The following is a 23,076-nucleotide window of genomic DNA, read 5'->3' on the forward strand; positions in this document are numbered from 1 at the left end:
CCGGGGCGGGGTGGCCCCGCCCCCGCGGGGGCCGGCGCGGGGGGGTGGGGGGGGGGGGGGGGGGGGGGCCCCCCCCCCCCGCGCCCCACACCCCCCCCTTCCCATCACTCGGGGGTCCGGCGGCCGGGCCGGGGCCATGGGTAGGCTCACGCCCGTGCAGCGCTGGCGTGGACTTGACCATCTTCCGAGCGGCTGGGGTCGCTGTGTACTGACCATCGGCGTGTTCGACGGCGTGCACCGCGGGCACCGGGAACTGATCAACCGGGCGGTGGAGCTGGCGGCCAAGCGGGACCTGCCGAGTGTGCTGATGACGTTCGACCCGCACCCGTCCGAGGTGGTCCGCCCGGGCAGCCACCCGGCCCAGCTGACCACGCTCGAGCGCCGGGCCGACCTGGTCGAGGAACTCGGCGTGGACGTGTTCTGCGTGCTGCCGTTCACCCCGGAGCTCTCCCGCATGCCGGCCGACGTGTTCGTGCACGAGCTGCTGGTGGAGCAGTTGCACGCGGCCGCGGTCGTGGTGGGGGAGAACTTCACCTTCGGCAAGGGCGCGGAGGGCGACGTCGACCTGCTGCGCACCCTGGGCAGCCGCTTCGGCTTCACCACCGAGGGGGAGAGCCTGGTCACCGAGGACCACCTGATCTACTCCTCGACCTACATCCGGGCCTGCATCGACGCCGGCGACGTGGTCGCGGCCGAGCACGCGCTGGGCCGTCCGCACCGGCTGGAGGGCATCGTCGTGCGCGGCGACGGCCGGGGCCGCGACCTGGGCTTCCCGACCGCCAACCTGTCGGTGACCAAGTTCGCCGCGGTGCCGGCCGACGGGGTCTACGCCTGCCGTTTCGTCCAGGGCGGCAAGGTCCGCCAGGCGGCCGTGTCGGTGGGCACCAACCCGACCTTCTCCGGGCGGGAGCGCCGGGTGGAGGCGTTCGTGATGGACGTCAACGAGGACTTCTACGGCCAGCGGGTGGCCCTGGACTTCGTGGCCCGGCTGCGCGGGCAGCTGAAGTTCGACTCCAGCGACGATCTTGTCGTGCAGATGCGGCAGGACGTGGAACAGGCCCGCCGCCTGCTGGCCTGAACGGCCCTTCCCACCCCGCGCCATCAGCTACGATCGGCCCGCGTGCGAATGCAAACCGGACATGTCGTCGGGCAAGGGGGACCCTTGGAGGACCACAAGATCGTCCAGCGCAACCTGGCGCTGCAACGTGAGTGGTACGGCGAGCCGCTCGGCGACCGGGTGCGCCGGCTCGTGGTGGCGTTCGACATCTCCCAGGCCTACCTGGCCGACGTGCTGGGCATCAGCGCGCCCATGCTCAGCCAGGTGATGAGCGGCCGCCGCGCCAAGATCGGCAACCCGGCGGTGCTGGCCCGGCTGATCATGCTCGAACGCAAGATCCTCACCCCCGGCGTGGCCTCCGGCGACCGCCCGGCCATCCAGCAGGCCCTCGACGACGTGCGCGAGTCCCGCCCGACCGTGGACCGCGACGCCCTGCCCGTGCACGACAGCCGCGCCGACGTCGCCGCCGTGCAGGCCCTGCGCCGGGTCGCCCGGCCCGAGGAGCTGACCCGCGCCGCCGAGACCGTCCGCGACAACCACCCCTGGCTGGCCGAGCTGCTCCGCCGCGCCGCCTTCCCCCAGGTCTAAATCACTCGACGAGATCCCTCTTCCGGGTGAGAATGGCATCGGCGGATACCCGGTGCGGTGATGCCCGCGCACAGGGCGCGAGGCGCCCGGCTGCCCGGCGGCCGAGCCGCGACGCCGAAGGGCACCGCGCAGCGTGTCACGAACACCTGCTAACCTCGGTGTTTGGGTCCGGCTGCGGTCCGTGGCGGCCGGTACCGACAACCCCCTTTCACCAGGGGGCCTCACGGGACGACCGCGACAGAAGAGAGTGAACACCAGTGGCACTGTCCACCGAGCAGAAGAAGACCATTCTCGCCGAGTACGGCTTGAAGGATGGGGACACCGGATCTCCCGAGGCCCAGATCGCGCTGCTGAGCAAGCGCATCAGCGACCTCACCGAGCACCTGCGTTTCCACAAGCACGACCACCACTCGCGTCGTGGCCTGCTGCTGATGGTCGGCCGCCGCCGCCGTCTGCTGAACTACCTGACCAAGACCGACATCGAGCGTTACCGGTCGCTGATCCAGCGGCTCGGCCTGCGTCGATGAGCAGCGAGGGGGAGCGGTCACCGGCCGCTCCCCCTCTCCGCACGTAACCACCACAAGAGAACAACGGGACACGCGCCAGCGGGCGCACGGCGAACACGGGTACGCCGGTCCTCGGTAGTGGTCCCCGGGAGCATCCCGTGGACTTCGATCGAAGACCGGCCTCGTCGCCAGGGACCGCGGGCGTCTCCCTGTGACGAGGAGAACCAACTACATGACCGATTTCGAGGTCCACGAGACCACCGCCGTCATCGACAACGGCGCGTTCGGCAAGCGCACGGTGCGCTTCGAGACGGGCCGCTTCGCCCGCCAGGCCGCCGGCAGCGCCGTCGCCTACCTGGACGACGAGACGATGCTGCTCAGCGCCACCACGGCGTCGAAGCACCCGAAGGACCAGTTCGACTTCTTCCCGCTGACGGTGGACGTCGAGGAGCGGATGTACGCCGTCGGCCGCATCCCCGGCGCCTTCTTCCGCCGCGAGGGCCGTCCCTCCACCGACGCCATCCTCACCTGCCGGCTGATCGACCGCCCGCTGCGCCCGTCCTTCGTGGACGGCCTGCGCAACGAGATCCAGGTCGTCATCACCGTGCAGAGCCTGAACCCGGCCGACCTGTACGACGTGGTCGCGATCAACGCCGCGTCCGCCTCCACCCAGCTGGCCGGCCTGCCGTTCTCCGGCCCGATCGGCGGCGTGCGCGTCGCCCTGATCGACGGCCAGTGGGTCGCCTTCCCGACCTACGAGCTGCTGGAGCGGGCCACCTTCGACATGGTCGTGGCCGGCCGCATCGTCGGTGACGACGTCGCCATCATGATGGTCGAGGCCGAGGCCACCGAGCACGTGATCGACCTGGTCGGCGCGGGCGCGCAGGCCCCCAACGAGCAGGTCGTCGCCTCCGGCCTCGAGGCGGCCAAGCCGTTCATTCGGGCGCTGTGCGTGGCCCAGCAGGAGCTGGCCGAGAAGGCCGCCAAGCCGACCGCCGAGTTCCCGCAGTACCTGCCCTACCAGGCCGACGCCTTCGAGGCCGTCGAGGCCGCGGTGTCCGGCGAGCTGGCCCAGGCGCTGACCATCGCCGGCAAGCAGGAGCGCGAGTCCCGGCTGGACGAGGTCAAGGCCGCGGCGCTGGAGAAGCTCTCCGAGCAGTTCGAGGGCCGCGAGAAGGAGATCGGCGCCGCCTTCCGGTCGCTGACCAAGAAGCTGGTCCGCCAGCGCGTGCTGCGCGACAAGATCCGCATCGACGGCCGCGGCCTGACCGACATCCGCCAGCTCTCGGCCGAGGTCGCGCTCATCCCGCGGGCCCACGGCTCGGCGCTGTTCGAGCGGGGCGAGACCCAGATCCTGGGCGTCACCACGCTGAACATGCTGCGCATGGAGCAGCAGATCGACTCGCTGTCCCCGGAGACGCACAAGCGCTACCTGCACCACTACAACTTCCCGCCCTTCTCCACCGGTGAGACCGGCCGGGTCGGCTCGCCCAAGCGGCGCGAGATCGGCCACGGCGCGCTGGCCGAGCGGGCGCTGGTGCCGGTGCTGCCCAAGCGGGACGAGTTCCCGTACGCGATCCGCCAGGTCTCCGAGGCGCTGGGCTCCAACGGCTCCACCTCGATGGGCTCGGTCTGCGCCTCCACCATGTCGCTGCTCAACGCCGGCGTGCCGCTGAAGGCCCCGGTCGCCGGCATCGCCATGGGCCTGGTGTCCGACGAGGTCGACGGCGAGACCCGCTACGTCGCGCTGACCGACATCCTGGGCGCCGAGGACGCGTTCGGCGACATGGACTTCAAGGTCGCCGGCACCAAGGACTTCGTGACCGCGCTCCAGCTGGACACCAAGCTGGACGGCATCCCGTCCGAGGTGCTGGCCCAGGCGCTGGGTCAGGCCCGCGACGCGCGCCTGACCATTCTCGAGGTCATCGAGGAGGCCATCGACCGGCCGGACGAGATGTCCCCGTTCGCGCCGCGGGTCACCGCGATCAACATCCCGGTCGACAAGATCGGCGAGGTCATCGGCCCCAAGGGCAAGATGATCAACTCGATCACCGAGCAGACCGGCGCCGACATCTCCATCGAGGACGACGGCACGATCTACGTCGGCGCGGCCGACGGCCCGTCGGCCGAGGCGGCCATCGGCCTGATCAACGCGATCGCCAACCCGCAGCTGCCCAAGGTGGGCGAGCGCTTCCTGGGCACGGTCGTCAAGACCGCCGCCTTCGGCGCGTTCGTCTCGCTGCTGCCCGGCCGCGACGGCCTGGTGCACATCTCCAAGCTGGGCAACGGCAAGCGCATCGCCAAGGTCGAGGACGTGGTCAAGGTCGGCGACAAGCTCCGCGTGGAGATCGCCGACATCGACAACCGCGGCAAGATCAGCCTGGTGCTGGTCAAGGAGGAGGACGAGGCGGCCCCCGCTTCGACCGACGCCCCCGCCGCCGCCGCTGTGTCCGATTCCGGGGCCTCGGAGCCGGCCGCCCAGTGAGCGCACGCACGACGAGGACGGCCGCGGGGGTTTCCCGCGGCCGTCCTGGCTATCTGCAACGTCCGGGCAGCACGCTGACCCTGGAGCGCACCGCCGGCGGCGGCGCGGTCCGGCGCAGCGTGCTGCCGGGTGGCCTGCGTGTGGTCACCGAGCAGATCCCCGGCGTGCGCTCGGCGTCGGTGGGCATCTGGGTCAACGTGGGCTCCCGGGACGAGCTGCCGCCGGTCGCCGGCGCCGCGCACTACCTGGAGCACCTGCTGTTCAAGGGCACCGACCGGCGCACATCGGCCGGGATCTCCGAGGAGATCGACGCGGTCGGCGGCGAGCTGAACGCGTTCACCTCCAAGGAGCACACCTGCTTCTACGCGCACGTGCTGGACGAGGACCTGCCGCTGGCCCTGGACCTGGTCAGCGACGTGGTGTTCCACGCGGTCTGCGCCGAGCGCGACATGGAGACCGAGCGCAGCGTCGTGCTCGAGGAGATCGCCATGCGCGACGACGACCCCGAGGACCTGCTGCACGAGGCGTTCTGCGAGGCCCTGATGGGCGATCACCCGCTGGGCCGGCCGGTGCTGGGCACCGAGCAGTCCATCGGGGCGATGAGCCGGGACGCGCTGTTCGGCTTCTACAGGAAGCGCTACACGCTGCCCCGCATGGTGCTGGCCGTGGCCGGCAACGTCGAGCACACGCAGGTGCTGCGGCTGACCCGCAAGCTGCTGGGCGACCGGCTCAAGGGCGACGCCGCCCCGGCCGTGCCCCGCGCCGGCCGGGCCCGCATCCCGGTGCGCCGCGAGCTGGTGCTGTGCCCCGACGACACCGAGCAGGCCCACCTCATGCTGGGCATGCGCGGCCTGGACCGGCACGATGACCGCCGGTTCGTGCTGGGCGTGCTCAACGCGGCGCTGGGCGGCGGCATGAGCTCGCGGCTGTTCCAGGAGGTCCGGGAGCGCCGGGGCCTGGCCTACCAGGTGTATTCGTCCACGGCCGCGTACGCCGACACCGGCAACCTGTGCGTGTACGCCGGCTGCACCCCGGACAAGCTGGGCGAGGTCGCCGGCGTGGTCCGCGGCGTGCTGGACGATGTGGCCCGCCACGGCCTGACCGCGGCCGAGGTGGCCCGCGGCAAGGGCCAGCTGCGCGGCGGCCTGGTGCTGGGCCTGGAGGACACCAGCTCGCGGATGTCGCGCATCGGCAAGGGGGAGCTGAACTACGGCGACCACCTGACCGTGGAGCAGACCCTGGCCAAGATCGACGAGGTCACCGAGGAGCAGGTCGCGGCGCTGGCCAAGGAGTTGCTGCGGCGGCCGGTCTCGGGGTCCGTGGTCGGACCCTACGATCACCGTGACGACCTGCCGGCCGAGGTGCATGAGGTGATCAAGTGAGTGTCAGGGTCGGGGTGCTCGGGGCCAAGGGCAAGATGGGCGCCCAGGTGTGCGCGGCCGTCGAAGGGGCGGCCGACACGGAGCTGGTCGCCGCCCTCGACCAGGGCGACAAGCTGGAGGCGCTGACCGACGCCGGGGCCGAGGTCGTCGTCGACTTCACCCACCCCGACGTGGTGATGGGCAACCTCGAGTTCGCGGTGCACGCCGGCATCCACTGCGTGGTCGGCACCACCGGCTTCACCGAGGAGCGGCTGGCCACGCTGCGCCGCTGGCTGGACGTCTCGCCCGGCCTCGGCGTGCTGATCGCCCCGAACTTCGCCATCGGCGCGGTGCTGACGATGAAGTTCTCCCAGCTGGCGGCCAAGTACTACGAGTCGGTCGAGGTCATCGAGCTGCACCACCCGCGCAAGGCCGACGCCCCGTCCGGCACCGCCGCGCGCACCGCGCAGCTGATCGCCGCCGCCCGGGCCGAGGCCGGCCTGGCGGCCAGCCCGGACGCCACCAGCCAGGAGCTCGACGGGGCCCGCGGCGCGCTGGTGGACGACGTGCGGGTGCACTCGATCCGGCTGTCCGGTCTCATCGCGCACCAGGAAGTGCTGTTCGGCAGCGAGGGCGAGACGCTGACCATCCGGCACGACTCGATGGACCGCAAGTCGTTCATGCCCGGCGTGCTGCTGGCGGTGCGCAACGTGGCGACGCGGCCCGGCCTGACCGTCGGCCTGGACTCGCTGCTCGGGCTGTGAGGGCCCAATTATGAGAGCACTGTGGACGGCGATCGCCCTGACGGCCGCCCTGGTCGTCTACTTCGTGCTGCTCGCCGACCGCGCCGTGCTGCTGATCCAGGCCGGCGGCGTGGTCGGCGTCGGCCTCGGCGTGGCCGTGCTGGCCCTGCCGCTGATCGGCGTCTGGTATGTCGTCGTGCAGTGGCAGAACGGCATCAAGATCGATCGGCTGGCCAGGCGGCTGGCCGCCGAGGGCGGGCTGCCGGACACCTCCGGGCTGCCGCGCCGGCCGTCCGGGCGGGTCGACCGGGACGCCGCCGACGAGTGGTTCGCGCAGCGGCGGGTCGAGGTGGAGCAGTCGCCCGAGGACTGGAAGGCCTGGTTCCGGCTGGCCCATGCCTACGACGTGGCCGGCGACCGGGGCCGGGCCCGGGAGGCCATGCGCAAGGCGATCGAGCTCGGTGGCTGACCGCCCGATCTCCGGTAAGGTCTACACCGGGGCAGAGAGTCGTGGGGCAACTGTGGGATTACGGAGTTGGGTACCGGCCGAGGTCGACGTCACCAAGCCGAGTGCCGCACGCGTGTACGACGCCTTTCTCGGCGGTGGCCACAACTTCGCCGCCGACCGTGAGTTCGCCCGCCGGGCCGAGCAGGTGCTGCCCGGCGTCACCGTGTCCAGCCGGGCCAACCGCAAGTTCCTGCGCCGGGTCGTGACCTTCGCCGCCGAGCAGGGCATCCGCCAGTTCCTGGACATCGGCTCCGGCATTCCGACCGCCGGCAACGTGCACGAGATCGCGTTGCAGGCCAGCCCGGCCAGCCGCACCGTCTACGTGGACAACGAGGCCGTCGCCGTCGCGCACAGCGAGCTCATGCTGGCCGATGTGCCGCAGGCCCGGGTCATCGACGCCGACCTCCGTTCCCCTGGCGAGGTCCTCAACCACGCCGGCGTCCGCGAGATGATCGACTTCGACCAGCCCGTCCTGCTGCTCATGCTGGCCGTCCTGCACTTCGTGCCCGAGCCCGCCGACCTCACCCCGCTGATCGACCGCTACCGGGCCAAGCTCGCCCCCGGCAGCATGCTGGCCATCAGCCACGCCACCGGCGACCACCGGCCCAAGGAGCAGGAGGAGGGCCTGGTGAATCTCTACTCCAAGAGCACCAACACCGCCATCAACCGCTCCCGCGCCCAGATCACCGCCCTGTTCGGCGACTTCGACCTCATCGCCCCCGGCGCCGTCTACGTCCCCGAGTGGCGCCCCGACGAAGGCGAAGCCGAGGAACACCCCGAACGCTTCCTCTTCTTCGGCGGCGTAGCCCAGAAGAAGGCCTGACCTCACGTCGGCAGGACTCGCCGGCGGTCGTCCCGCGTGTCGATCAGATTCTCGACACGCACGCCACGACCGGCCAGACAGCGGCGAATCCACTGCTGTTGCCCTTCAGTGCGGGTGTCCCACACGTACTGGAGGGCAACAACAGGCCGGCGTGAGCCGTCTGGTCTCAGGGCTGGCACCAGGTTGTCGCACAGATCCGCCAACTCGCGTATCTGCTCGTGGCAGTCGGTTCCGGGGAAGACGTCGTCACACATGGCCTCGCCGGTGTGGGCCATGGCCCGCATGAACAGGATGGATTCGTGGACCACGTCCACGATCGCGTTCGCTGCCACCGCTTGCCGGCGGCGGCCACGTCTCCACATACCGCCAAGTCTCCCCGATCGCCGCCAAACCCCAACCTCCGCGAGTCCCGCTTAGCGACATACCGAACTGCTGAAACGGACTCAGCAGTTCGGTATGTCTGTGGGCGGGACTCGCCGGGGTTCAGCGCCAGATCTTGAGGAGCTTGGTGGAGTGGGGGGCGAGGGTGGCGGTGAAGGAGTCGGTATAGCGGCCGAGTTGCTTGTTCGCCCAGACGTCGCGGACTCCTGCCTTGCCGTGGAAGCCGAAGTCGGACCAGTTGGCGGTGACGGTGGCGGGTGAGGTGTCCAGGTTGAACAGGGCGACGGTGTAGGAGCCGTCGGCGTTGCGGGTCCACCAGGTCTGCTGCGGGGTGTGGGCGACGACGGGCTTGGCGACGCGGCCGGCCTGGTCGATGGCGATGACCTCGTCGTTGGTCAGCAGGGACAGGCCGTAGGAGTCGAGCTTGGTGAGGTCGTCGCCGGTGTAGAGCGGGGCGGCCTCGATGGCCCAGAAGGTCATGTAGAGCTGCCGCTCGTCGTTGGTCAGGCCGTCCATCTGCCCGTTGCCGACGTCGACGGAGTCGAGGTTGTTCCAGCCGCCGCGGCCGGCGTCGCCGACCCAGGGCACGACGTCGTCGAACCGCTTGACCAGGGAGTTCTGCCAGGTGACGAGGGTGTCGCAGTAGCACTCGACGTCGGTGTCGACCCGCCAGCCGTTGGTGTAGCGCTGCCAGGTGGCGATGTTGTCGTGGTTGAGCGACCAGGACACCAGGAACTGGATGTTGCGGCCGGTGCGGACCAGGGACTTGGACCACGCGGCTACGTCGGCGGTGTTGTCGTAGTTGGGGCCGGACTTGTCGGAGCCGGGGCCGACGCCGTCGAGCTTGAGGAAGTCCACGCCCCATTTGGCGAACATCTGCGCGATGGAGTCGATCCACTTGGCGGCGCAGGGGTTGTCGAAGTTCAGCTTGTACGAGCTGTCCCAGCCGTTGGTGGTGCGCAGGTCGGGGTAGACCACGTCACGGGTGTAGCAGCCGGGCGCGCCGTAGATGGGGGAGTTGCCGCCGTTGTAGGCCTCCTTCTCCATGCCCACCGGCATGTAGGTGCCGGCCTTGAGCCCCAGGGAGTGGATCTTGCCAATGGTCGCGGCCATGCCGTCGGGGAAGCGCGCGGCGTCGGTCAGCGGCCGGGCGTACTGGTCGTACTCGGGCGTCCAGTCCCACTTGCGCCACCAGCCGGCGTCGATGTTGACGTAGGAGTAGCCGTGCGACTTGAGCTTGGTCGCCATCACCTGGGCCTGCTGGAGCACGTGCTGCTCGGTCAGCCAGCTGTAGTCGCCCTGGGTGTTCACCCCCGGGTACTTGGTCGACTGGAGGCTCCAGCTGCTCCACCCCAGGTACGGTGTGTTCGCCACGGGTTTGTCGGGCGTTCTCGCTGCTTGGGCGGGTGCGACCCCAGCGAGCACGGCACACAGCGCGGCGAACAGGATGATCACGCGAGAACGGCGCATGGGCAGTGGACTCCGCATCGGTTGGGCTTCAACTCACGGCGGCGGCGGGCTGGTGGCAGCAAACTCCGGCGCCGGCCGGGTGTCAAGGTCGTTAATTTCTGAAGGAAATAATGTTTGCTATGGTCAATGTCGTGCCAGCAGCGGTTCAGGTGTTCGCCGTGGTGCTGCGGCACGGTCCGATCTCCCGCGTCGAGGTCACCGCGCGCACCGGGTTGTCGCCGGCGGCCGTGACCAAGGCGGTGCGTCCGCTGGTCGACGCCGGCTACCTCACCGAGCGTCCTGACGAGCGCCTGCCCTCACGGCTCGGCCGGCCGGCGATGCCCGTGCAGGTGGTCGCCGACCGGACGTTCTTCCTCGGCGTGAAGCTCACGGCCGACGAGGTCATCGCGGTGCGCACCGACCTGTGCGGGGGCACCCGGGAGGTCGTGCACCGGCCGCTGACCTCGACCGCCGTCGCCGACGTGGTCGACGTGATCGGCGAGGTCGCCCGCCGGCTGGCCGCCGGGCACGAGGTGGCCTGCCTCGGCGTCTCGCTGGCCGGCGACGTGCTGCGGGACACCGGCATGGTCCGCTTCTCGCCCTTCCTGAACTGGCGCGACGTGCCGCTGGCCGGCCTGGTCTCGACGGCTACCGGCCTGCCCACGTTGATCGAGAACGACGTCCGGGCGCTGACCGTGGCCGAGCACTGGTTTGGCGCGGGCGTCGGCGTGTCCTCGTTCGCGCTGGTCACGGCGGGCACCGGCATCGGCTGCGGCCTGGTCGTCAACGACCTGCTGCTGCCGGCCGGCGAGCTCGGCCACGTGGCCATCGACGTGGACGGGCCCGAGTGCTACTGCGGCGGCCGGGGCTGCGTGGAGGCGCTGGCCGCGGACCGGGTGGTGCTGGCCGGCTGCTCGGCGGTGGTCGGCCGCCCGCTGAGCATGCCCGAGGCGATCGAGCTGGGCCGGGCCGGCGACCCGGCCGTGCACGCCGTGTTCGAACGGGCCGGCCGGGCCCTGGGTCTGGCCCTGGCGGCGGTGGCCAACCTGGTCGGGCCGGAGCGGATCGTGCTGACCGGCGAGGCCGTCGGCGGCTACGACCTATACGCCGACCAGATCCGGCAGGCCCTGGCCGCGCAGGCCTTCGGCTCGGCGGCGACGTGCGAGCTGGTGGTGCGGCCGCTGCCGTTCGACGAGTGGGCCCGCGGGGCCGCCGTCGTCGGCATCCAGGACCTGATCACGCGAAGTGGGGCAGCACGTGGGTCAGCAGGTTCGGTGACGCTGCCAGCGCGGTGAACCGGATGAACCGGCCGGCCAGCGTGACGCCGACGAAGGCGATCACCGACATCCGGGCCACGCCGGCCAGGACCGTGGTCGCCATGAACGGCGGCATGCCGACCACCGAGCTCACGCCGGTGGTGGCGATCATCAGCTTGGGGTGGCGCTCACACCGGGCCTGCAACGCTGTGAACCAGGTGGTGATCCGCGCCCACGCGGTCGTCCACCAGGTCTGCCGGCTGGGCTTGTCCTTGGGCTGCAACCACTTCGGCAGCTTGATGTGGCCGCGGGCGGCGAAGAAGTAGAGCAGTTTGCCGACCACCTGGCCGATCGCCACCACCGCGCCCAGGATCCAGCAGGCGATCGGCGGGTGGTGCCCGTCGGCGACCATGGCGATCAGGAACAGCTCCACGCTGACCAGGGGGCACAGCGCCGAACCCACCGCGACACCGAGGGAGATCGCCAGCCACATCAGCATGGCGTCTCCCTCCCCCAATTCGGATGATCTCTGACCGAATCGAGGCTACCGGAGTGGCCGTGGCGCCGGAGTCGTGCTACGGGCCCATTCCTGGTGGGCTTAAGTCCACCCCTGGTACTACTTTCGGATGTCCCCGACGTAGCTGTAGAGGACGCTGTCCAGGTTGGTCTCGTAGCCGCCGGTCATGCCCAGCAGGGCCCGGTTGCCCTTGCCGTCGGGCGGGGTGGCGAACATGGTGGCCGCGGTGGTCACGCCGTTGAGGTCCAGCATCGACCAGGCCCACCACTTCGGCACGTCGGCGCCGCGCAGCGCGCTCTTGAACTGGGCCAGCTGCCGCACCGGCGAGACGGTGCCCTTCTCGCCCCAGAAGTTCTGGGTCTGCGGCTGGGCCCGCCACACCACCACGCCGTTCTGCATGATCTCGGAGACCTCGAACGGCTGGTTGTACTGGTAGCCGTCGCCCATCGCGCTCAGCGCCGACGCGGCCCGCAGCGGCGTGGTGGCCAGCGCCTTCGTGCCGGGGATGTAGTCGATGCCGGCGTCCTGGTAGTGGTCGGTCGGCACGACGCCACCCAGTGCCTGCTCCAGGTCCTCGCCGATCGGGCCGGCGGCCGAGAACGCGTCGTTGAAGCCCTGCTTGAGATAGTCGCCGCCGCCGAAGAAACCGAGCACAGCTCCGGTCTTGTCGTCCACCGAGGCCATGCCGACGTGCACGTTGCGGTCCTGTGGCCGGTTGGGGTCCAAAGTGGACATCCGGTCGTCCACGGCCTTCTTGGCCGCCTGCATGTAGTCCTGGCGGAACGTGGTCACCACGATGTAGCCGCCCTGGGCCACCGTGGTGGAGTCCGGCACGGTCGGGTCCTGCGCGTGCATGCGGTCCAGGTTCTGCATGGCCGCGTCGACCATGTAGCCGTTCATGCCGCCCATGTCGTCCGGCTCGTACTTGACCGGCGTCGGGAAGGTCATCGACGCCCGCTGCTGGGCCGACAGCTCGTGCTCGCCGACCATGCCGTCCAGCACGTAGTCCCACCGGTCGTGCAATGCCTTGGCCGCCTTGGGATCCTTGTCGGCGGTCGCGTAGTAGTACGGGGACTGGATGACCGCGGCGATGTAGGCGGCCTTGGCCGGATCGGTCAGCTGCGAGACGCTCACCCCGAAGTAGGCCAGCGCGGCCGACTCGATGCCGTAGGCGCCGCGGGCGAAGTAGATGGTGTTGAGGTAGTCGGTGAGGATGGAGTCCTTGGACTTCACCTGGTCCAGCTTGATCGCCACCATCACCTCGTTGAGCTTGCGCGACAACGTCTGCTGCTGGGTGAGGTAGTAGTTCTTGACGAACTGCTGGGTGATCGTCGAGCCGCCCTGCAGGTTGCCGTCGCCGCTGCTGGTCAGGTCGTTCTTCAGCGCCCGCAGCAGACCCAGCGGGGAGACGCCGGGGTCGCTGTAGAAGGTGCGGTCCTCGGCGGCGAGCACGGCCTGGCGCACCACCAGGGGAATCTGGTCGAAGGTGACCGGACGGCGGTTGGTGCCGATGTGGGTGATCTGGGTGGAGGCGTCGGCGTAGGTGAAGATCGTGGCCTGCTGCACCGCGTCCTCGTTGGGCCTGGGGATCTCGGTCCGGTCCAGCGCCACGAAGAACCCGGCCACCAGCAGCACCGCGAACGTCGCCGAGGTCCCCAGCACCAGCTTCCAGGACGGCAGCCAGCGGCGCACGCCCCGCCGGTCGCGCCGGGGGTAGTCGATGAGGCGCACTCGGTTGTCCTTCCCCACGCTCGGTCTGGTCGGGGGGTACGACTCCGATGACGCCGAAAGGGTTGTCCCGATTCAGGAACTGGTCAGTTTGAGGTCCAACGACCCGGTGACGCGGGCTTCCCGCAGCGGCCGACCGCCCGCGTCCAACGTGCGCACCACGCCGTCGGACTGCCAGCCGACCGAGGCGTAGAACGCCAGCGAGGCGCGGTCGGCCTCCGGCACCCAGCTCACGCCCCGGGTCGCGCCCTGGCCCCGCAGCGCCTGCGCCGCCGCCGCGAGCAGTCGGCCGCCGTGGCCCCGACGGCCCCAGCGCGGCTCCACCAGCAGCGTCGCCACCAGGCCTGTGGTCGCCGCGTCCGTCGGCAGCGTGCCGTCGGCCTCCGCCACCTCGCTGTCCGGGGCCAGGCCGGCCACGCAGAAGCCCACCGTCCACTCGCCCTCGGTCGCCACGTGCACCACCGCCGTGGACTGCTCGACCAGCTCGCGGACCGCGTCCACGTTGTCCAGGCCGGCCAGCACCTCGGCGGGCAGCAGCTCCGCGTAGGCGGCACGCCAGGTGTCGCGCTGGATCCGGGCGATCTCCTCGACGTCGGCGGGGACGGCGGGTCGTACAGACGCTTCAGCCACGACCCAGCAACCTAGCGGTCGTCGGGCCTCCGGTTTGTTTAGGTTAGCCTAACCAATGTGAAGCGACGGAACTTCTTGCTCGGGGCCGCGGCCGCCGGGCTGCTCGCCGCCTGCGGCCGGCCCACGGCCGCCGAAACGTCCGGCGGCGCCTGGACGTTCACCGACGACCGGGGCCGCAAGGTCGACCTCGACCACCGGCCCGCCCGGATCGTCGCCCAGTCCGGGGCCGCCGCCGCGCTGTGGGACCTCGGCGTGCACGCCGTCGGCGTGTTCGGGCCGCAGAAGCGCAAGGACGGCAGCAACGATCCACAGGTCGGGGCGGTCGACCTCGCCGCCGTGCAGTCGGTCGGCACCACCTACGGCGAGTTCAACGTCGAGAAGCTCGCCGCGCTGCGGCCCGACCTGCTGGTCAGCGGCATCTACGTGCCGCCGGCGCTGTGGTACATCACCGACGACGTCAAGGACCGGGTCGACGCCCTGGTCAAGACCGTCGGCATCAGCCTGCACGAGAAGACCGCGGTCGACGTCATCGAGCGCTACGTGCAGCTCGGCGCCGCACTGGGGGCGGACCCGGCGGCCGTCTCCGCCGCCAAGGCGGCCTTCGACGCGGCCGCCGCCGACCTGGCCGCCGCCGCCAAGGCCAAGCCCACGCTGCGGATCATCGCCGTCTCCGACTCCGCCCAGAACTTCGACGTCGCCGTGCCGGCCAAGTACGCCGACCTGTCGTACTACGTCAAGCTCGGCGTGCCCGTCACCGGTCCCGCCAAGGGCGTCAACAGCGCGTACTTCGAGGTCATGAGCTGGGAACAGGCCGCCAAGTACCCCGCCGACCTGATCCTCTACGACGCCCGCACCCAGGCCCTGCCGCTCGACCAGCTGCTGACCCACCCCACCTTCGCCGGCCTGCCCGCGGTGAAGGCCGGGCAGATCGCCCCGTGGCACGCCGAAACCCCGTTCAGCTACCAGCGCTACACCCCGGTCATCAAGGAGCTGACCGCCGCCGTCGCCAAGGCCGAACCGCTCGGCTGACGAGGGCCTTCGCCCCGGAGAGCCCCGCACGGCACGCGCGGCACCAGGACTGTCAGGGGTGCGTGGCAGCATCGGTCTCGTGCCCAACATGTCCTCACTGGCGGCCCGGCGGACCGTCCTCGCCGCGCAGGGGTTCACGCAGCCCCGGCCGTCCGGCCCGGTGACCAGGCGACACCTGCAAGGGGTGCTCGCCCGGACCCAGGTGCTCCAGCTCGACTCGGTGAACGTCGCGGTGCGCGCGCACTACGCCCCGCTGTTCAGTCGGCTCGGCAACTATCCGATGGAGCTGCTGGACGAGGCGGCCTGGTCGCACAGCGCCCGCAAGCCGCGGCTGCTGGTCGAGTACTGGGCGCACGAGGCGAGCCTGGTGCCGGTGGCGGACTGGCCGCTGCTGCGGTGGCGGATGCGGCGGCACAAGGAGGAGCCGAGCAAGTACTGGCAGAGCTCGGGCGGGCACCACATCGCCGAGGACGTGCTGACCGCGGTGAAGGAGCTCGGTCCGATCACCGCCGGCGCGCTGGAGGACCAGCTGGGGCTCAAGGTCGAGCGCGAGCGGGGGCCGGGCGGCTGGTGGAACCGGTCGGACGTGAAGCACGCCTGCGAGTACCTCTTCGCCACCGGCGAGCTCACCACCGGCACGCGGCGGGGTTTCGAGCGCTACTACGACCTCCCCGAACGCGTGCTGCCGCCCGAGGTGCTGGCCGCGCCCGAGGTGTCGGCCGAGGACGCGTACCGGCAGCTCATCGCCAAGTCCGCCGTCGCGCTCGGCGTGGCCACCGAGCCCGATCTGCGGGACTACTACCGGCTCAAGCCCCAGCGCTCGCGGCAGGCCGTCGCCGAGCTGGTCGAGGAGGGCGTGCTGGAGCCCGTCACCGTGGAGGGCTGGCGGCACCAGGCGTACCGGCACGTCGACGCCCGCACGCCCCGGCGGGTCGAGGCCCGGGCGCTGCTCTGCCCGTTCGATCCGCTGATCTGGGAGCGGGACCGCACCGAGCGGCTGTTCGACTTCTTCTACCGCATCGAGATCTACGTGCCCGAGGCCAAGCGGGTGCACGGCTACTACGTGTTCCCCTTCCTGCTCGGCGAGGACCTCGTGGCCCGGGTCGACCTCAAGGCCGACCGGGTCGCCGGCGTGCTCCGGGTGCCCGGCGCCTTCGCCCAGCCCGGGGTCGACCACGCCCACGTCGCCCACGAGCTGGCCGAGGAGCTGCGGCTGATGGCCGACTGGCTCGGCCTCGACGGCGTTGTCGCCGGAGAGCGGGGTGATCTCGCCTCGCGCCTCGGGGCCCTGGTCTGACCGGGAGATTCTCCCGGTAGGTCCGGGAATCCGCTCCCTACCGCCGGGAACCGCGCCGGCCGCAGCATCGGTGCATGATCTCCACCCGCAAGTTGCTGTTCGTGCTGGCCGGCGCCGGCGGCGTGGCGCTCGCCGTCGCCGGGCCGGCTGCCGCCACACCCCAACCTGTGCCAGCACTGTCCGTTGCAGCGGTCGCCGTTGCACACCAGCCGTGCCCCATCCCCGCGTGCTCCCGGCTCGCTGACCTGATGCCGGGGCAGGACGGCAATGCCGTGCCGTTCGAGGGCGGCCCGCCGACCAAGAACATCGCCACCGCGCAAGGCCGGGAAGGCGACCCGCCCGGTCCGTTCGCCGTGCAGTCCAGGGAAGGCGAGCCGCCGGACACGCTTGTCGCGCAAGGCCGGGAGGGAGAGCCGCCGGGGTCGTTTGCCGCGCGGCCCTTCGAGGGCGGCCCGCCGACGAAGAACGTCGTGTCCGGGAGCGAGGGCGAACCGCCTGGCCGGCTGGATGTTCCGCAGCCGATCCCGCCGGTCGCGGACTACGTGGTGCCCGTCCCGGCGGCTGATCCGGTGCCGATCCCGCCGGTGGCCGCCGGCCAGACCCAGCCGATCCCGCCGCTGGCGGCGTTGGACAGCCCGCAGCCGTTCCCGGCCTAGCCGGCCGCGGTCGGGAGATCTTCCCGGGTTTCTAGGGGTGCGAATCCCTGGTGCCCGGGAAACCTCCCATGTAAGAATGACCGCGCAGGGGGAGGGGAGACACAGCCTCGGGGCCGCCCACCTTTCATGGACGGCCCCGAGGCTGTGGCTATTTCTCCCCCTTTTTTTCGTCGGGCGTCGGCGGCGGGCTCGGACCCGCCCATCCCCTCCGTGGGCGGCCCCGAGCCATGGGCCGCCGTGACGGGCCCGTTCTCCCCTGACGGACGCGCGATCAGCCGACCGCGGGGGTGATGACGGCGTTCCCGGAGCCGGTGCGGCCCCGGATGGTGAGCTTGGCCTCCCGGCTGGGCGGCGTGGCGGACACGTCCAGCTCGCTGCGGGCCTGACCGGCGTGGGACACCAGGTCGACCATCGCGGCGGTGCCGGAGCGCACGGCGACCCGCAGTTCCCCGCTCCCGGTGACGAGCTCGATGGCGCCGCAGGCGGCGTCGGCCACGGTGATGTCACCAGTGCCGGTGCGCACCATGACGTCAGACTGCACGGCCCCCAGCCAGACGTCGCCGGAGCCGGTGAACAGGGCGCTGCGCCCGCCCACCGACGACACCTCGATGTCGCCGGAGCCGGACTTGACCCGCACGCCGCCCAGCATCGGCCCCAGCCGCACGGCGGCCGAGCCGCTGTTGACGCTGGCGACGCCGTCGGCGCGGTCGACGCTGACGTCACCGGTGCCGCTGATGACGTTGAGCCGCCCGGCCGAGCCGGTGGTGACCAGCGACGCGGAGCCGCTCTTGGACTCCACGTGCGAGCCGTTGGGCGCCTCGACGGTGATCGCCAGCGGCACCCCGCGCATGGGCAGCGGCTTGGGCGTGCGCACGACCAGCCGGCTGCCGGTCAGGTCGATCCGGGTCTGCCGCACGGCGTCGTCAGGCGAGTTCTCGGCCGGCGTGCCGAACTGCCCGCTGACCCAGTTGAGCAGCCCGGACAGGCCGGGAATCCACTGGTCGGAGGCCTCCTCGTCGTGACGCACGGTCACGCGCACCCCCGACCGCTCGGACAGCCGCACCTCGATCCGGCCGGCCCCCACGGCGACGTCGATCTCGATCGGACCGGCCGCCTCGAACTCCTGCTCGCGGACGAGCCCGGTCTCCCCGGGCGCGTTCTCGGTCATCGTCTCCACCCCTCAGCCCTCGACCCAACCGCTGACGCGCGAGCCGCCCTGCCCCTGATTGCCCTGCCCCTGATTGCCCTGGCCCTGGCCGCCCTCGCCGCCCTGGTCGTTCCACCCGGGCCAGCCGCGGCCGCCCCAGTTCTGGCTCCCGTCCCACCACTGGCCGCCGCGGTTGCGGGCCCGGCCGTGGCCGCCGCGACGCTGGTTGTTCAGCGCCCCCTGCACGGCCTGCGCGACGAAGGCGTTGAGCGACTGGCCCTGCGCGGACGCGGCCTGCTCGGCCTTGGCCTTGAGCTCCTCCATCATCCGCACGGTGATGCGGCTGATGTCGCCGGTCGGGTCGCCGACGAAGGCGTCCTCGGCGGCGGGCTCGTCGGGTGCGGACGGCGCGGTGGTCGGCGTGACCACCACCTGCACGTCTCGGCCGTCCAGCCGCAGGCTGACGACGTGGTCGTCGAGCGACGCGGTGACCTCGGCGGCGAGGTCGGACAGCGCGTTCATGATGGCCAGCCGGACGGCCGGCTCCAGCGCGGCGGACAGCACGGCCGCGGTGCGTCGGGTCTGGTCGTCCCCGGCTGCGGCGGCGGTCGTGAGGTCCTCGCGCAACGTTGCGATGTACGGCGTGAGATCCATGACGCCACTGTGACATCACCTGTGACGTCAGTCAAGGGAGATGACGTCATTGATGGTGTCGCCATGATGTCACGGTCCCGGTCGTCTACGCTCGGGAGAACCGCCACCGGGGAGTAGGAGACAAGGCTCGTGACCGAGACGGTGCCGCTGAAGGTGCAGCTCATCGCCAAGACGGAGTTCTTCCCGCCGGCGGACGTGCCGTGGACGACCGACGAGGACGGCGGCCAGGCGCTGGCCGAGTTCGCCGGCCGCGCGTGCTACCAGTCCTGGTCCAAGCCGAACCCGGCGACCGCGACCAACGCCGGCTACATCCGGCACATCATCGAGATCGGCCACCTGTCCGTGCTGGAGCACGGCTCGGTCAGCTTCTACCTGTCGGGCCTGTCCCGGTCGCTGACCCACGAGCTGATCCGGCACCGGCACTTCTCCTACTCGCAGCTGTCCCAGCGCTACGTGCCCGAGCGCGACGCCGCCATGGTCGAGCCGGACGTCATCGCCGAGGACCCCGAGCTGCACGCCAAGTTCCTGGCCGCCGCCGAGGCCAGCGTCAAGGCGTACACCGAGCTGCTGGAGGGCCTGGAGAAGAAGTTCGCCGACGTGCCCAGCGGCACGCTGCGCCGCAAGCAGGCCCGGCAGGCGGCCCGCGCGGTGCTGCCCAACGCCACCGAGACCCGCATCGTGGTCACCGGCAACTACCGGGCCTGGCGGCACTTCATCGCCATGCGGGCCAGCGAGGCCGCCGACGTCGAGATCCGCGCGCTGGCCATCGAGTGCCTGCGCCAGCTGAAGTCGGCCGCCGGCAACGTGTTCGAGGACTTCACCATCTCCACGCTGCCCGACGGCACCGAGGTGGCGTCCAGCCCGTTCGTGACGGAGGGCTGAGCCGTGGGCGTCGCCGCCGAGGAGCGCCGGCTGATCTGCGAGGCGTTCGAGGACCTCGGCCCGGACGCGCCCACGCTGTGCGAGGGCTGGAACGCCCGCGACCTGGCCGCGCACCTGGCCGTGCGGGAACGCCGCATCGACGCCTCGCCCGGCATCATGATCAAGGCCTTCGCCCCGCACACCCAGCGCGTGCAGGACTCCTACGCGGCCAAGCCGTGGCCGAAGCTGGTCGACCTGGTGCGCAGCGGCCCGCCCAAGCTGTCCCCGTTCGGCATCCCCGGCTTCGACGAGCTGGCCAACACCGTCGAGCTGTTCGTGCACCTGGAGGACCTGCGCCGGGCCCAGCCCGGCTGGGAGCCCCGGCCGCCCGAGCCGGTCCGCGACGCCGCGCTGTGGAAGATGCTGTCCCGCAGCAGCAAGCTCACCTTCCGCACCAGCCCCGTCGGCGTGGTGCTGCGCCGCCCCAACGGCAGCGAGGTCGTGGCCAAGCGCGGCCCCAACACCGTCACCATCACCGGCGAGCCCGGCGAGCTGGTGCTGTTCCTGTCCGGACGGGACCAGACGCGCCTGGAGTTCGAGGGCGAGCAGGCCGCGATCGCCCGGGTCACCGGACTCAACCGAGGCATCTGACTGCGCTCGCCGGGACGGTGGCCGGGCAGCTGACCTCCATGTCCTGGTCGTGGGTGGGTCTCCGGTAGCGTCATCGCCATGACCGGGAGTCCCACCGCGGCACCAGGACGGCCCTTCGGCCGGGTGCTCACCGCCATGATCACGCCGTTCGACCGGAACGGCGGACTCGACCTGGCCAAAGCCCAGGAGCTGGCGAACCGCCTGGTCGACCGGGGCCATGACGGCATCGTGGTGAACGGCACCACCGGCGAGTCGCCGACCACCACCGAGAGCGAGAAGGTCGAGCTTGTCCGGGCCGTGGTGGACGCGGTCGGCGACCGCGCGACCGTGGTCTCCGGGGCCGGCAGCTACGACACCGCGCACTCGGTGCGCCAGGTGCAGGCCATCGAGAAGGCCGGCGCGCACGGCGTGCTGACCGTGACGCCGTACTACTCGCGGCCGCCGCAGGCCGGCGTCTACGCCCACTTCACGGCGGTGGCCGACGCCACCGGCCTGCCGGTGATGCTCTACGACATCCCGCCGCGCACGATCGTGCCGATCGAGGTCGACACGCTGCGCCGGCTGGCCGAGCACCCCAGGATCGTGGCCGTGAAGGACGCCAAGGGCGACCTGCTGGCCGGCAGCGAGGTGATGGCCGACACCGACCTCGCCTACTACTCGGGCGACGACCCGCTCAACCTGGCCTGGCTCGCCCTGGGGGCGGTCGGCATGGTGAGCGTGATCGGGCACGTCGTCGGCGACCGGCTGCGGGCCATGGCGGACGCCGTCGACGCCGGCGACCTGGCCGCCGCTCGGGCCGTGCACAACCAGCTGCTGCCGCTGCACCGCGCCATGGGCGCCATCGGCGGCGGCGTGATCTTCGCCAAGACCGCTCTCCGGCTGACCGGCCTGGAGGTGGGCGACCCTCGCCTGCCGCTGCCGGCCGCGACCCCGGAACAGACCGCCGCGCTGGCCGACGTCCTGCGCACTGCCGGCCTGGAGGTGGCCGCATGACCGACGTGATCATTCCCGCTCGACCGCACAACAACCCCCCGCCGCTGGCCGAAGGCGGCCTGCGCATCGTCGCCCTGGGCGGCATCGGCGAGGTCGGCCGCAACATGACCGTGTTCGAGCACGCCGGCCGGCTGCTCATCGTGGACTGCGGCGTGCTGTTCCCCGAGGACATGCAGCCCGGCGTCGACCTGATCCTGCCCGACTTCCGGGCGATCGAGGACCGGCTCGACGACATCGAGGCCATCGTGCTCACGCACGGCCACGAGGACCACATCGGCGCCGCGCCGTTCCTGCTGCGCAACCGGCCCGACGTGCCGGTGGTCGGCTCCAAGTTCACGCTGGCGCTGCTGGCCGCCAAGTGCAAGGAGCACCGGCTCACGCCGCGGCTGGTCGAGGTGGTCGAGGGCGAGCGCACCCAGCACGGGCCGTTCGAGCTGGAGTACTTCGCCGTCAACCACTCCATCCCGGACGCCATCGCCATCGCCATCCGCACCGCGGCCGGCCTGGTGCTGCACACCGGCGACATCAAGCTGGACCAGCTGCCGCTGGACGGCCGGCTCACCGACCTGGCCGGCTTCCACCGGCTCGGCGACGAAGGCGTCGACCTGTTCCTGGTCGACTCCACCAACGCCGAGGTGCCCGGCTTCGTCACCCCCGAGCGCGAGATCGGGCCGGTGCTGGACCAGGTGATCCGCCGGGCCACCCAGCGGGTGATCGTGGCCTGCTTCGCCAGCCACGTGCACCGCGTGCAGCAGATCCTGGACGTGGCCGTGAAGCACGGCCGCAAGGTCGCGCTGGTCGGCCGGTCCATGGTCCGCAACATGGGCATCGCCGCCGAGCTGGGCCTGCTGCACGTGCCCGACGGCCTGCTGGTCGACCTGGACCAGGCCATGCTGATGCCCGAGGACGAGGTGCTGTTCGTCTCGACCGGGTCGCAGGGGGAGCCGCTGTCGGCGCTGTCCCGGATGGCCCGCGGCGAGCACCGGCAGATCTCCATCCGCTCCGGCGACACCGTGGTGCTGGCCAGCTCCATGATCCCCGGCAACGAGACCGCGGTGTTCGGCGTGGTCAACGGCCTGGTCCGGCTGGGCGCGCACGTGGTGCACCAGGGCAACGCCAAGGTGCACGTCTCCGGCCACGCCGCCGCCGGCGAGCTGCTGTTCCTCTACAACGCGGTGCGGCCCAGCAACGTCATGCCCGTGCACGGCGAGTGGAAGCACCTGCGGGCCAACGCCGAGCTGGCCATCCGCACCGGCGTCGCCGCCGAGCAGGTGGTCATCGCCGAGGACGGCGTGGTCGTCGACCTGATCGACGGCAAGGCCGCCATCTCCGGCCGGGTCGAGGTCGGGCACGTCTACGTGGACGGCCTGTCCGTCGGCGACGTCGGCGAGTCCACCCTGTCCGACCGGCTCATCCTCGGCGAGGGCGGCTTCATCAGCATCACCGTGGCCGTGGACACCGCCACCGGCCGGGCCGTCGCCCCGCCGACCATCTCCGGCCGGGGCTTCTCCGACGACCCCAAGGCGCTGGACCAGGTCGTGCCGCTGGTGGAGATGGAGCTGTCCCGGACCGAGGCCGAGGGCATCACCGACACCCACCGCATCGCCCAGTCGGTGCGCCGGGTCGTCGGCCGCTGGGTCGCCGAGTCCTACCGCCGCCGCCCGATGATCATCCCCACCGTCATCCCGGTCTGATTTCACGCTTGGAAGGGGGCTTTCCTCCACTCCGAGTGGAGGAAAGCCCCCTTCCAAGCGTC

At 71.3% G+C, this 23,076-nt stretch carries 23 protein-coding genes; 16 read left to right on the forward strand and 7 right to left on the reverse strand.

Annotated features, from left to right (window positions below):
- Positions 1 to 154: 154 nt before the first annotated feature.
- The 8 genes from ACIG5F_RS26755 (at position 155) to ACIG5F_RS26790 (ending at position 8,071) form a co-directional block, all read left to right on the forward strand.
- Entirely contained in the window at positions 155 to 1,078 is a 924-nt protein-coding gene (locus ACIG5F_RS26755; RefSeq protein ID WP_396521956.1) for a bifunctional riboflavin kinase/FAD synthetase, read from the forward strand.
- Between the two features lie 84 nt (positions 1,079 to 1,162).
- Positions 1,163 to 1,645, forward strand: a complete 483-nt coding sequence (locus tag ACIG5F_RS26760) for an XRE family transcriptional regulator (RefSeq protein WP_396521958.1) — start codon at positions 1,163 to 1,165, stop codon at positions 1,643 to 1,645.
- Between the two features lie 257 nt (positions 1,646 to 1,902).
- Positions 1,903 to 2,172, forward strand: a complete 270-nt coding sequence (gene rpsO / locus ACIG5F_RS26765) for a 30S ribosomal protein S15 (RefSeq protein ID WP_116174156.1) — start codon at positions 1,903 to 1,905, stop codon at positions 2,170 to 2,172.
- A 211-nt stretch (positions 2,173 to 2,383) separates the two neighbouring features.
- Entirely contained in the window at positions 2,384 to 4,636 is a 2,253-nt protein-coding gene (locus tag ACIG5F_RS26770) for a polyribonucleotide nucleotidyltransferase (RefSeq protein WP_396521961.1), read from the forward strand.
- 53 nt (positions 4,637 to 4,689) lie between these two features.
- On the forward strand, positions 4,690 to 6,018 hold the full coding sequence (locus ACIG5F_RS26775; RefSeq protein WP_396522068.1) for a M16 family metallopeptidase: 1,329 nt from the start codon (positions 4,690 to 4,692) through the stop codon (positions 6,016 to 6,018).
- A complete protein-coding gene (gene dapB / locus ACIG5F_RS26780; RefSeq protein WP_396521963.1) occupies positions 6,015 to 6,761 on the forward strand; it encodes a 4-hydroxy-tetrahydrodipicolinate reductase in 747 nt (248 codons plus the stop codon). The genes ACIG5F_RS26775 and dapB overlap by 4 nt, the downstream gene beginning before the upstream one ends.
- Positions 6,762 to 6,771: 10 nt before the next feature.
- Positions 6,772 to 7,209, forward strand: coding sequence for a hypothetical protein (locus ACIG5F_RS26785; RefSeq protein ID WP_396521965.1), 438 nt, complete (start codon positions 6,772 to 6,774; stop codon positions 7,207 to 7,209).
- 52 nt (positions 7,210 to 7,261) lie between these two features.
- The gene (locus ACIG5F_RS26790; RefSeq protein WP_396521967.1) at positions 7,262 to 8,071 is read left to right on the forward strand and encodes an SAM-dependent methyltransferase; all 810 of its coding nucleotides are present in this window, start codon (positions 7,262 to 7,264) and stop codon (positions 8,069 to 8,071) included.
- Positions 8,072 to 8,073: 2 nt separating this feature from the next.
- On the opposite strand, the gene ACIG5F_RS26795 is transcribed toward ACIG5F_RS26790, so the two are convergent.
- Together ACIG5F_RS26795 and ACIG5F_RS26800 are read right to left on the reverse strand one after the other, a co-directional pair.
- Positions 8,074 to 8,385, reverse strand: coding sequence for a hypothetical protein (locus tag ACIG5F_RS26795; protein ID WP_396521969.1), 312 nt, complete (start codon positions 8,383 to 8,385; stop codon positions 8,074 to 8,076).
- Positions 8,386 to 8,554: 169 nt separating this feature from the next.
- Positions 8,555 to 9,826, reverse strand: coding sequence for a glycoside hydrolase family 27 protein (locus tag ACIG5F_RS26800; protein WP_396521971.1), 1,272 nt, complete (start codon positions 9,824 to 9,826; stop codon positions 8,555 to 8,557).
- A 227-nt stretch (positions 9,827 to 10,053) separates the two neighbouring features.
- Between ACIG5F_RS26800 and ACIG5F_RS26805 the strand changes: the two genes are divergently transcribed.
- On the forward strand, positions 10,054 to 11,196 hold the full coding sequence (locus ACIG5F_RS26805; protein ID WP_396521973.1) for an ROK family protein: 1,143 nt from the start codon (positions 10,054 to 10,056) through the stop codon (positions 11,194 to 11,196).
- Here the strand turns inward: ACIG5F_RS26805 and ACIG5F_RS26810 are convergent.
- The 3 genes from ACIG5F_RS26810 to ACIG5F_RS26820 all read right to left on the reverse strand — a co-directional run bounded on the left by ACIG5F_RS26810 (position 11,138) and on the right by ACIG5F_RS26820 (position 14,032).
- Positions 11,138 to 11,656 carry a hypothetical protein gene (locus ACIG5F_RS26810; RefSeq protein WP_396521975.1) on the reverse strand — a complete coding sequence of 173 codons (519 nt, stop codon included), beginning with the start codon at positions 11,654 to 11,656 and terminating at the stop codon, positions 11,138 to 11,140. The two genes, ACIG5F_RS26805 and ACIG5F_RS26810, sit on opposite strands and share 59 nt — an antisense overlap.
- Positions 11,657 to 11,773: 117 nt before the next feature.
- On the reverse strand, positions 11,774 to 13,405 hold the full coding sequence (locus tag ACIG5F_RS26815) for a transglycosylase domain-containing protein (RefSeq protein WP_396521977.1): 1,632 nt from the start codon (positions 13,403 to 13,405) through the stop codon (positions 11,774 to 11,776).
- 72 nt (positions 13,406 to 13,477) lie between these two features.
- On the reverse strand, positions 13,478 to 14,032 hold the full coding sequence (locus tag ACIG5F_RS26820) for a GNAT family N-acetyltransferase (protein WP_396521979.1): 555 nt from the start codon (positions 14,030 to 14,032) through the stop codon (positions 13,478 to 13,480).
- A 57-nt stretch (positions 14,033 to 14,089) separates the two neighbouring features.
- Here ACIG5F_RS26820 and ACIG5F_RS26825 point away from each other — a divergent pair, with 57 nt between their 5' ends.
- The 3 genes from ACIG5F_RS26825 to ACIG5F_RS26835 all read left to right on the forward strand — a co-directional run bounded on the left by ACIG5F_RS26825 (position 14,090) and on the right by ACIG5F_RS26835 (position 17,014).
- Positions 14,090 to 15,061, forward strand: a complete 972-nt coding sequence (locus ACIG5F_RS26825) for an ABC transporter substrate-binding protein (protein ID WP_396521981.1) — start codon at positions 14,090 to 14,092, stop codon at positions 15,059 to 15,061.
- 88 nt (positions 15,062 to 15,149) lie between these two features.
- Positions 15,150 to 16,358 (forward strand): winged helix-turn-helix domain-containing protein, encoded by a 1,209-nt coding sequence (locus ACIG5F_RS26830; protein ID WP_396521983.1) that lies wholly within the window; start codon positions 15,150 to 15,152, stop codon positions 16,356 to 16,358.
- 74 nt (positions 16,359 to 16,432) lie between these two features.
- Positions 16,433 to 17,014 carry a hypothetical protein gene (locus ACIG5F_RS26835; RefSeq protein WP_396521985.1) on the forward strand — a complete coding sequence of 194 codons (582 nt, stop codon included), beginning with the start codon at positions 16,433 to 16,435 and terminating at the stop codon, positions 17,012 to 17,014.
- 271 nt (positions 17,015 to 17,285) lie between these two features.
- On the opposite strand, the gene ACIG5F_RS26840 is transcribed toward ACIG5F_RS26835, so the two are convergent.
- Positions 17,286 to 18,182, reverse strand: a complete 897-nt coding sequence (locus ACIG5F_RS26840; protein ID WP_396521987.1) for a DUF4097 family beta strand repeat-containing protein — start codon at positions 18,180 to 18,182, stop codon at positions 17,286 to 17,288.
- A 12-nt stretch (positions 18,183 to 18,194) separates the two neighbouring features.
- Positions 18,195 to 18,815, reverse strand: a complete 621-nt coding sequence (locus ACIG5F_RS26845) for a toxin-antitoxin system HicB family antitoxin (protein WP_396521989.1) — start codon at positions 18,813 to 18,815, stop codon at positions 18,195 to 18,197.
- Between the two features lie 129 nt (positions 18,816 to 18,944).
- On the opposite strand from ACIG5F_RS26845, the gene thyX reads away from it, so the two are divergent.
- The 4 genes from thyX to ACIG5F_RS26865 all read left to right on the forward strand — a co-directional run bounded on the left by thyX (position 18,945) and on the right by ACIG5F_RS26865 (position 23,014).
- Positions 18,945 to 19,697, forward strand: coding sequence for an FAD-dependent thymidylate synthase (thyX, locus tag ACIG5F_RS26850; protein ID WP_396521991.1), 753 nt, complete (start codon positions 18,945 to 18,947; stop codon positions 19,695 to 19,697).
- Between the two features lie 3 nt (positions 19,698 to 19,700).
- Positions 19,701 to 20,327, forward strand: a complete 627-nt coding sequence (locus tag ACIG5F_RS26855) for a TIGR03085 family metal-binding protein (RefSeq protein WP_396521993.1) — start codon at positions 19,701 to 19,703, stop codon at positions 20,325 to 20,327.
- 78 nt (positions 20,328 to 20,405) lie between these two features.
- Positions 20,406 to 21,320, forward strand: coding sequence for a 4-hydroxy-tetrahydrodipicolinate synthase (dapA, locus tag ACIG5F_RS26860; protein WP_396521995.1), 915 nt, complete (start codon positions 20,406 to 20,408; stop codon positions 21,318 to 21,320).
- The gene (locus ACIG5F_RS26865) at positions 21,317 to 23,014 is read left to right on the forward strand and encodes a ribonuclease J (protein ID WP_396521997.1); all 1,698 of its coding nucleotides are present in this window, start codon (positions 21,317 to 21,319) and stop codon (positions 23,012 to 23,014) included. The genes dapA and ACIG5F_RS26865 overlap by 4 nt, the downstream gene beginning before the upstream one ends.
- Positions 23,015 to 23,076: the final 62 nt, after the last annotated feature.

It is taken from the genome of Kutzneria sp. NPDC052558, assembly GCF_044547355.1.
In the GTDB taxonomy this organism is placed as follows: domain Bacteria; phylum Actinomycetota; class Actinomycetes; order Mycobacteriales; family Pseudonocardiaceae; genus Kutzneria.

Bases quoted from the DNA above. Each gene is read 5' to 3' on its own strand.
- ACIG5F_RS26840 (WP_396521987.1), bottom strand. From the start codon at position 18,182: ATGACCGAGAACGCGCCCGGGGAGACCGGGCTCGTCCGCGAGCAGGAG.
- ACIG5F_RS26830 (WP_396521983.1), top strand. From the start codon at position 15,150: ATGTCCTCACTGGCGGCCCGGCGGACCGTCCTCGCCGCGCAGGGGTTC.
- ACIG5F_RS26770 (WP_396521961.1), top strand. From the start codon at position 2,384: ATGACCGATTTCGAGGTCCACGAGACCACCGCCGTCATCGACAACGGC.
- ACIG5F_RS26865 (WP_396521997.1), top strand. From the start codon at position 21,317: ATGACCGACGTGATCATTCCCGCTCGACCGCACAACAACCCCCCGCCG.
- dapA (WP_396521995.1), top strand. From the start codon at position 20,406: ATGACCGGGAGTCCCACCGCGGCACCAGGACGGCCCTTCGGCCGGGTG.
- ACIG5F_RS26785 (WP_396521965.1), top strand. From the start codon at position 6,772: ATGAGAGCACTGTGGACGGCGATCGCCCTGACGGCCGCCCTGGTCGTC.
- ACIG5F_RS26810 (WP_396521975.1), bottom strand. From the start codon at position 11,656: ATGCTGATGTGGCTGGCGATCTCCCTCGGTGTCGCGGTGGGTTCGGCG.
- ACIG5F_RS26845 (WP_396521989.1), bottom strand. From the start codon at position 18,815: ATGGATCTCACGCCGTACATCGCAACGTTGCGCGAGGACCTCACGACC.
- ACIG5F_RS26835 (WP_396521985.1), top strand. From the start codon at position 16,433: ATGATCTCCACCCGCAAGTTGCTGTTCGTGCTGGCCGGCGCCGGCGGC.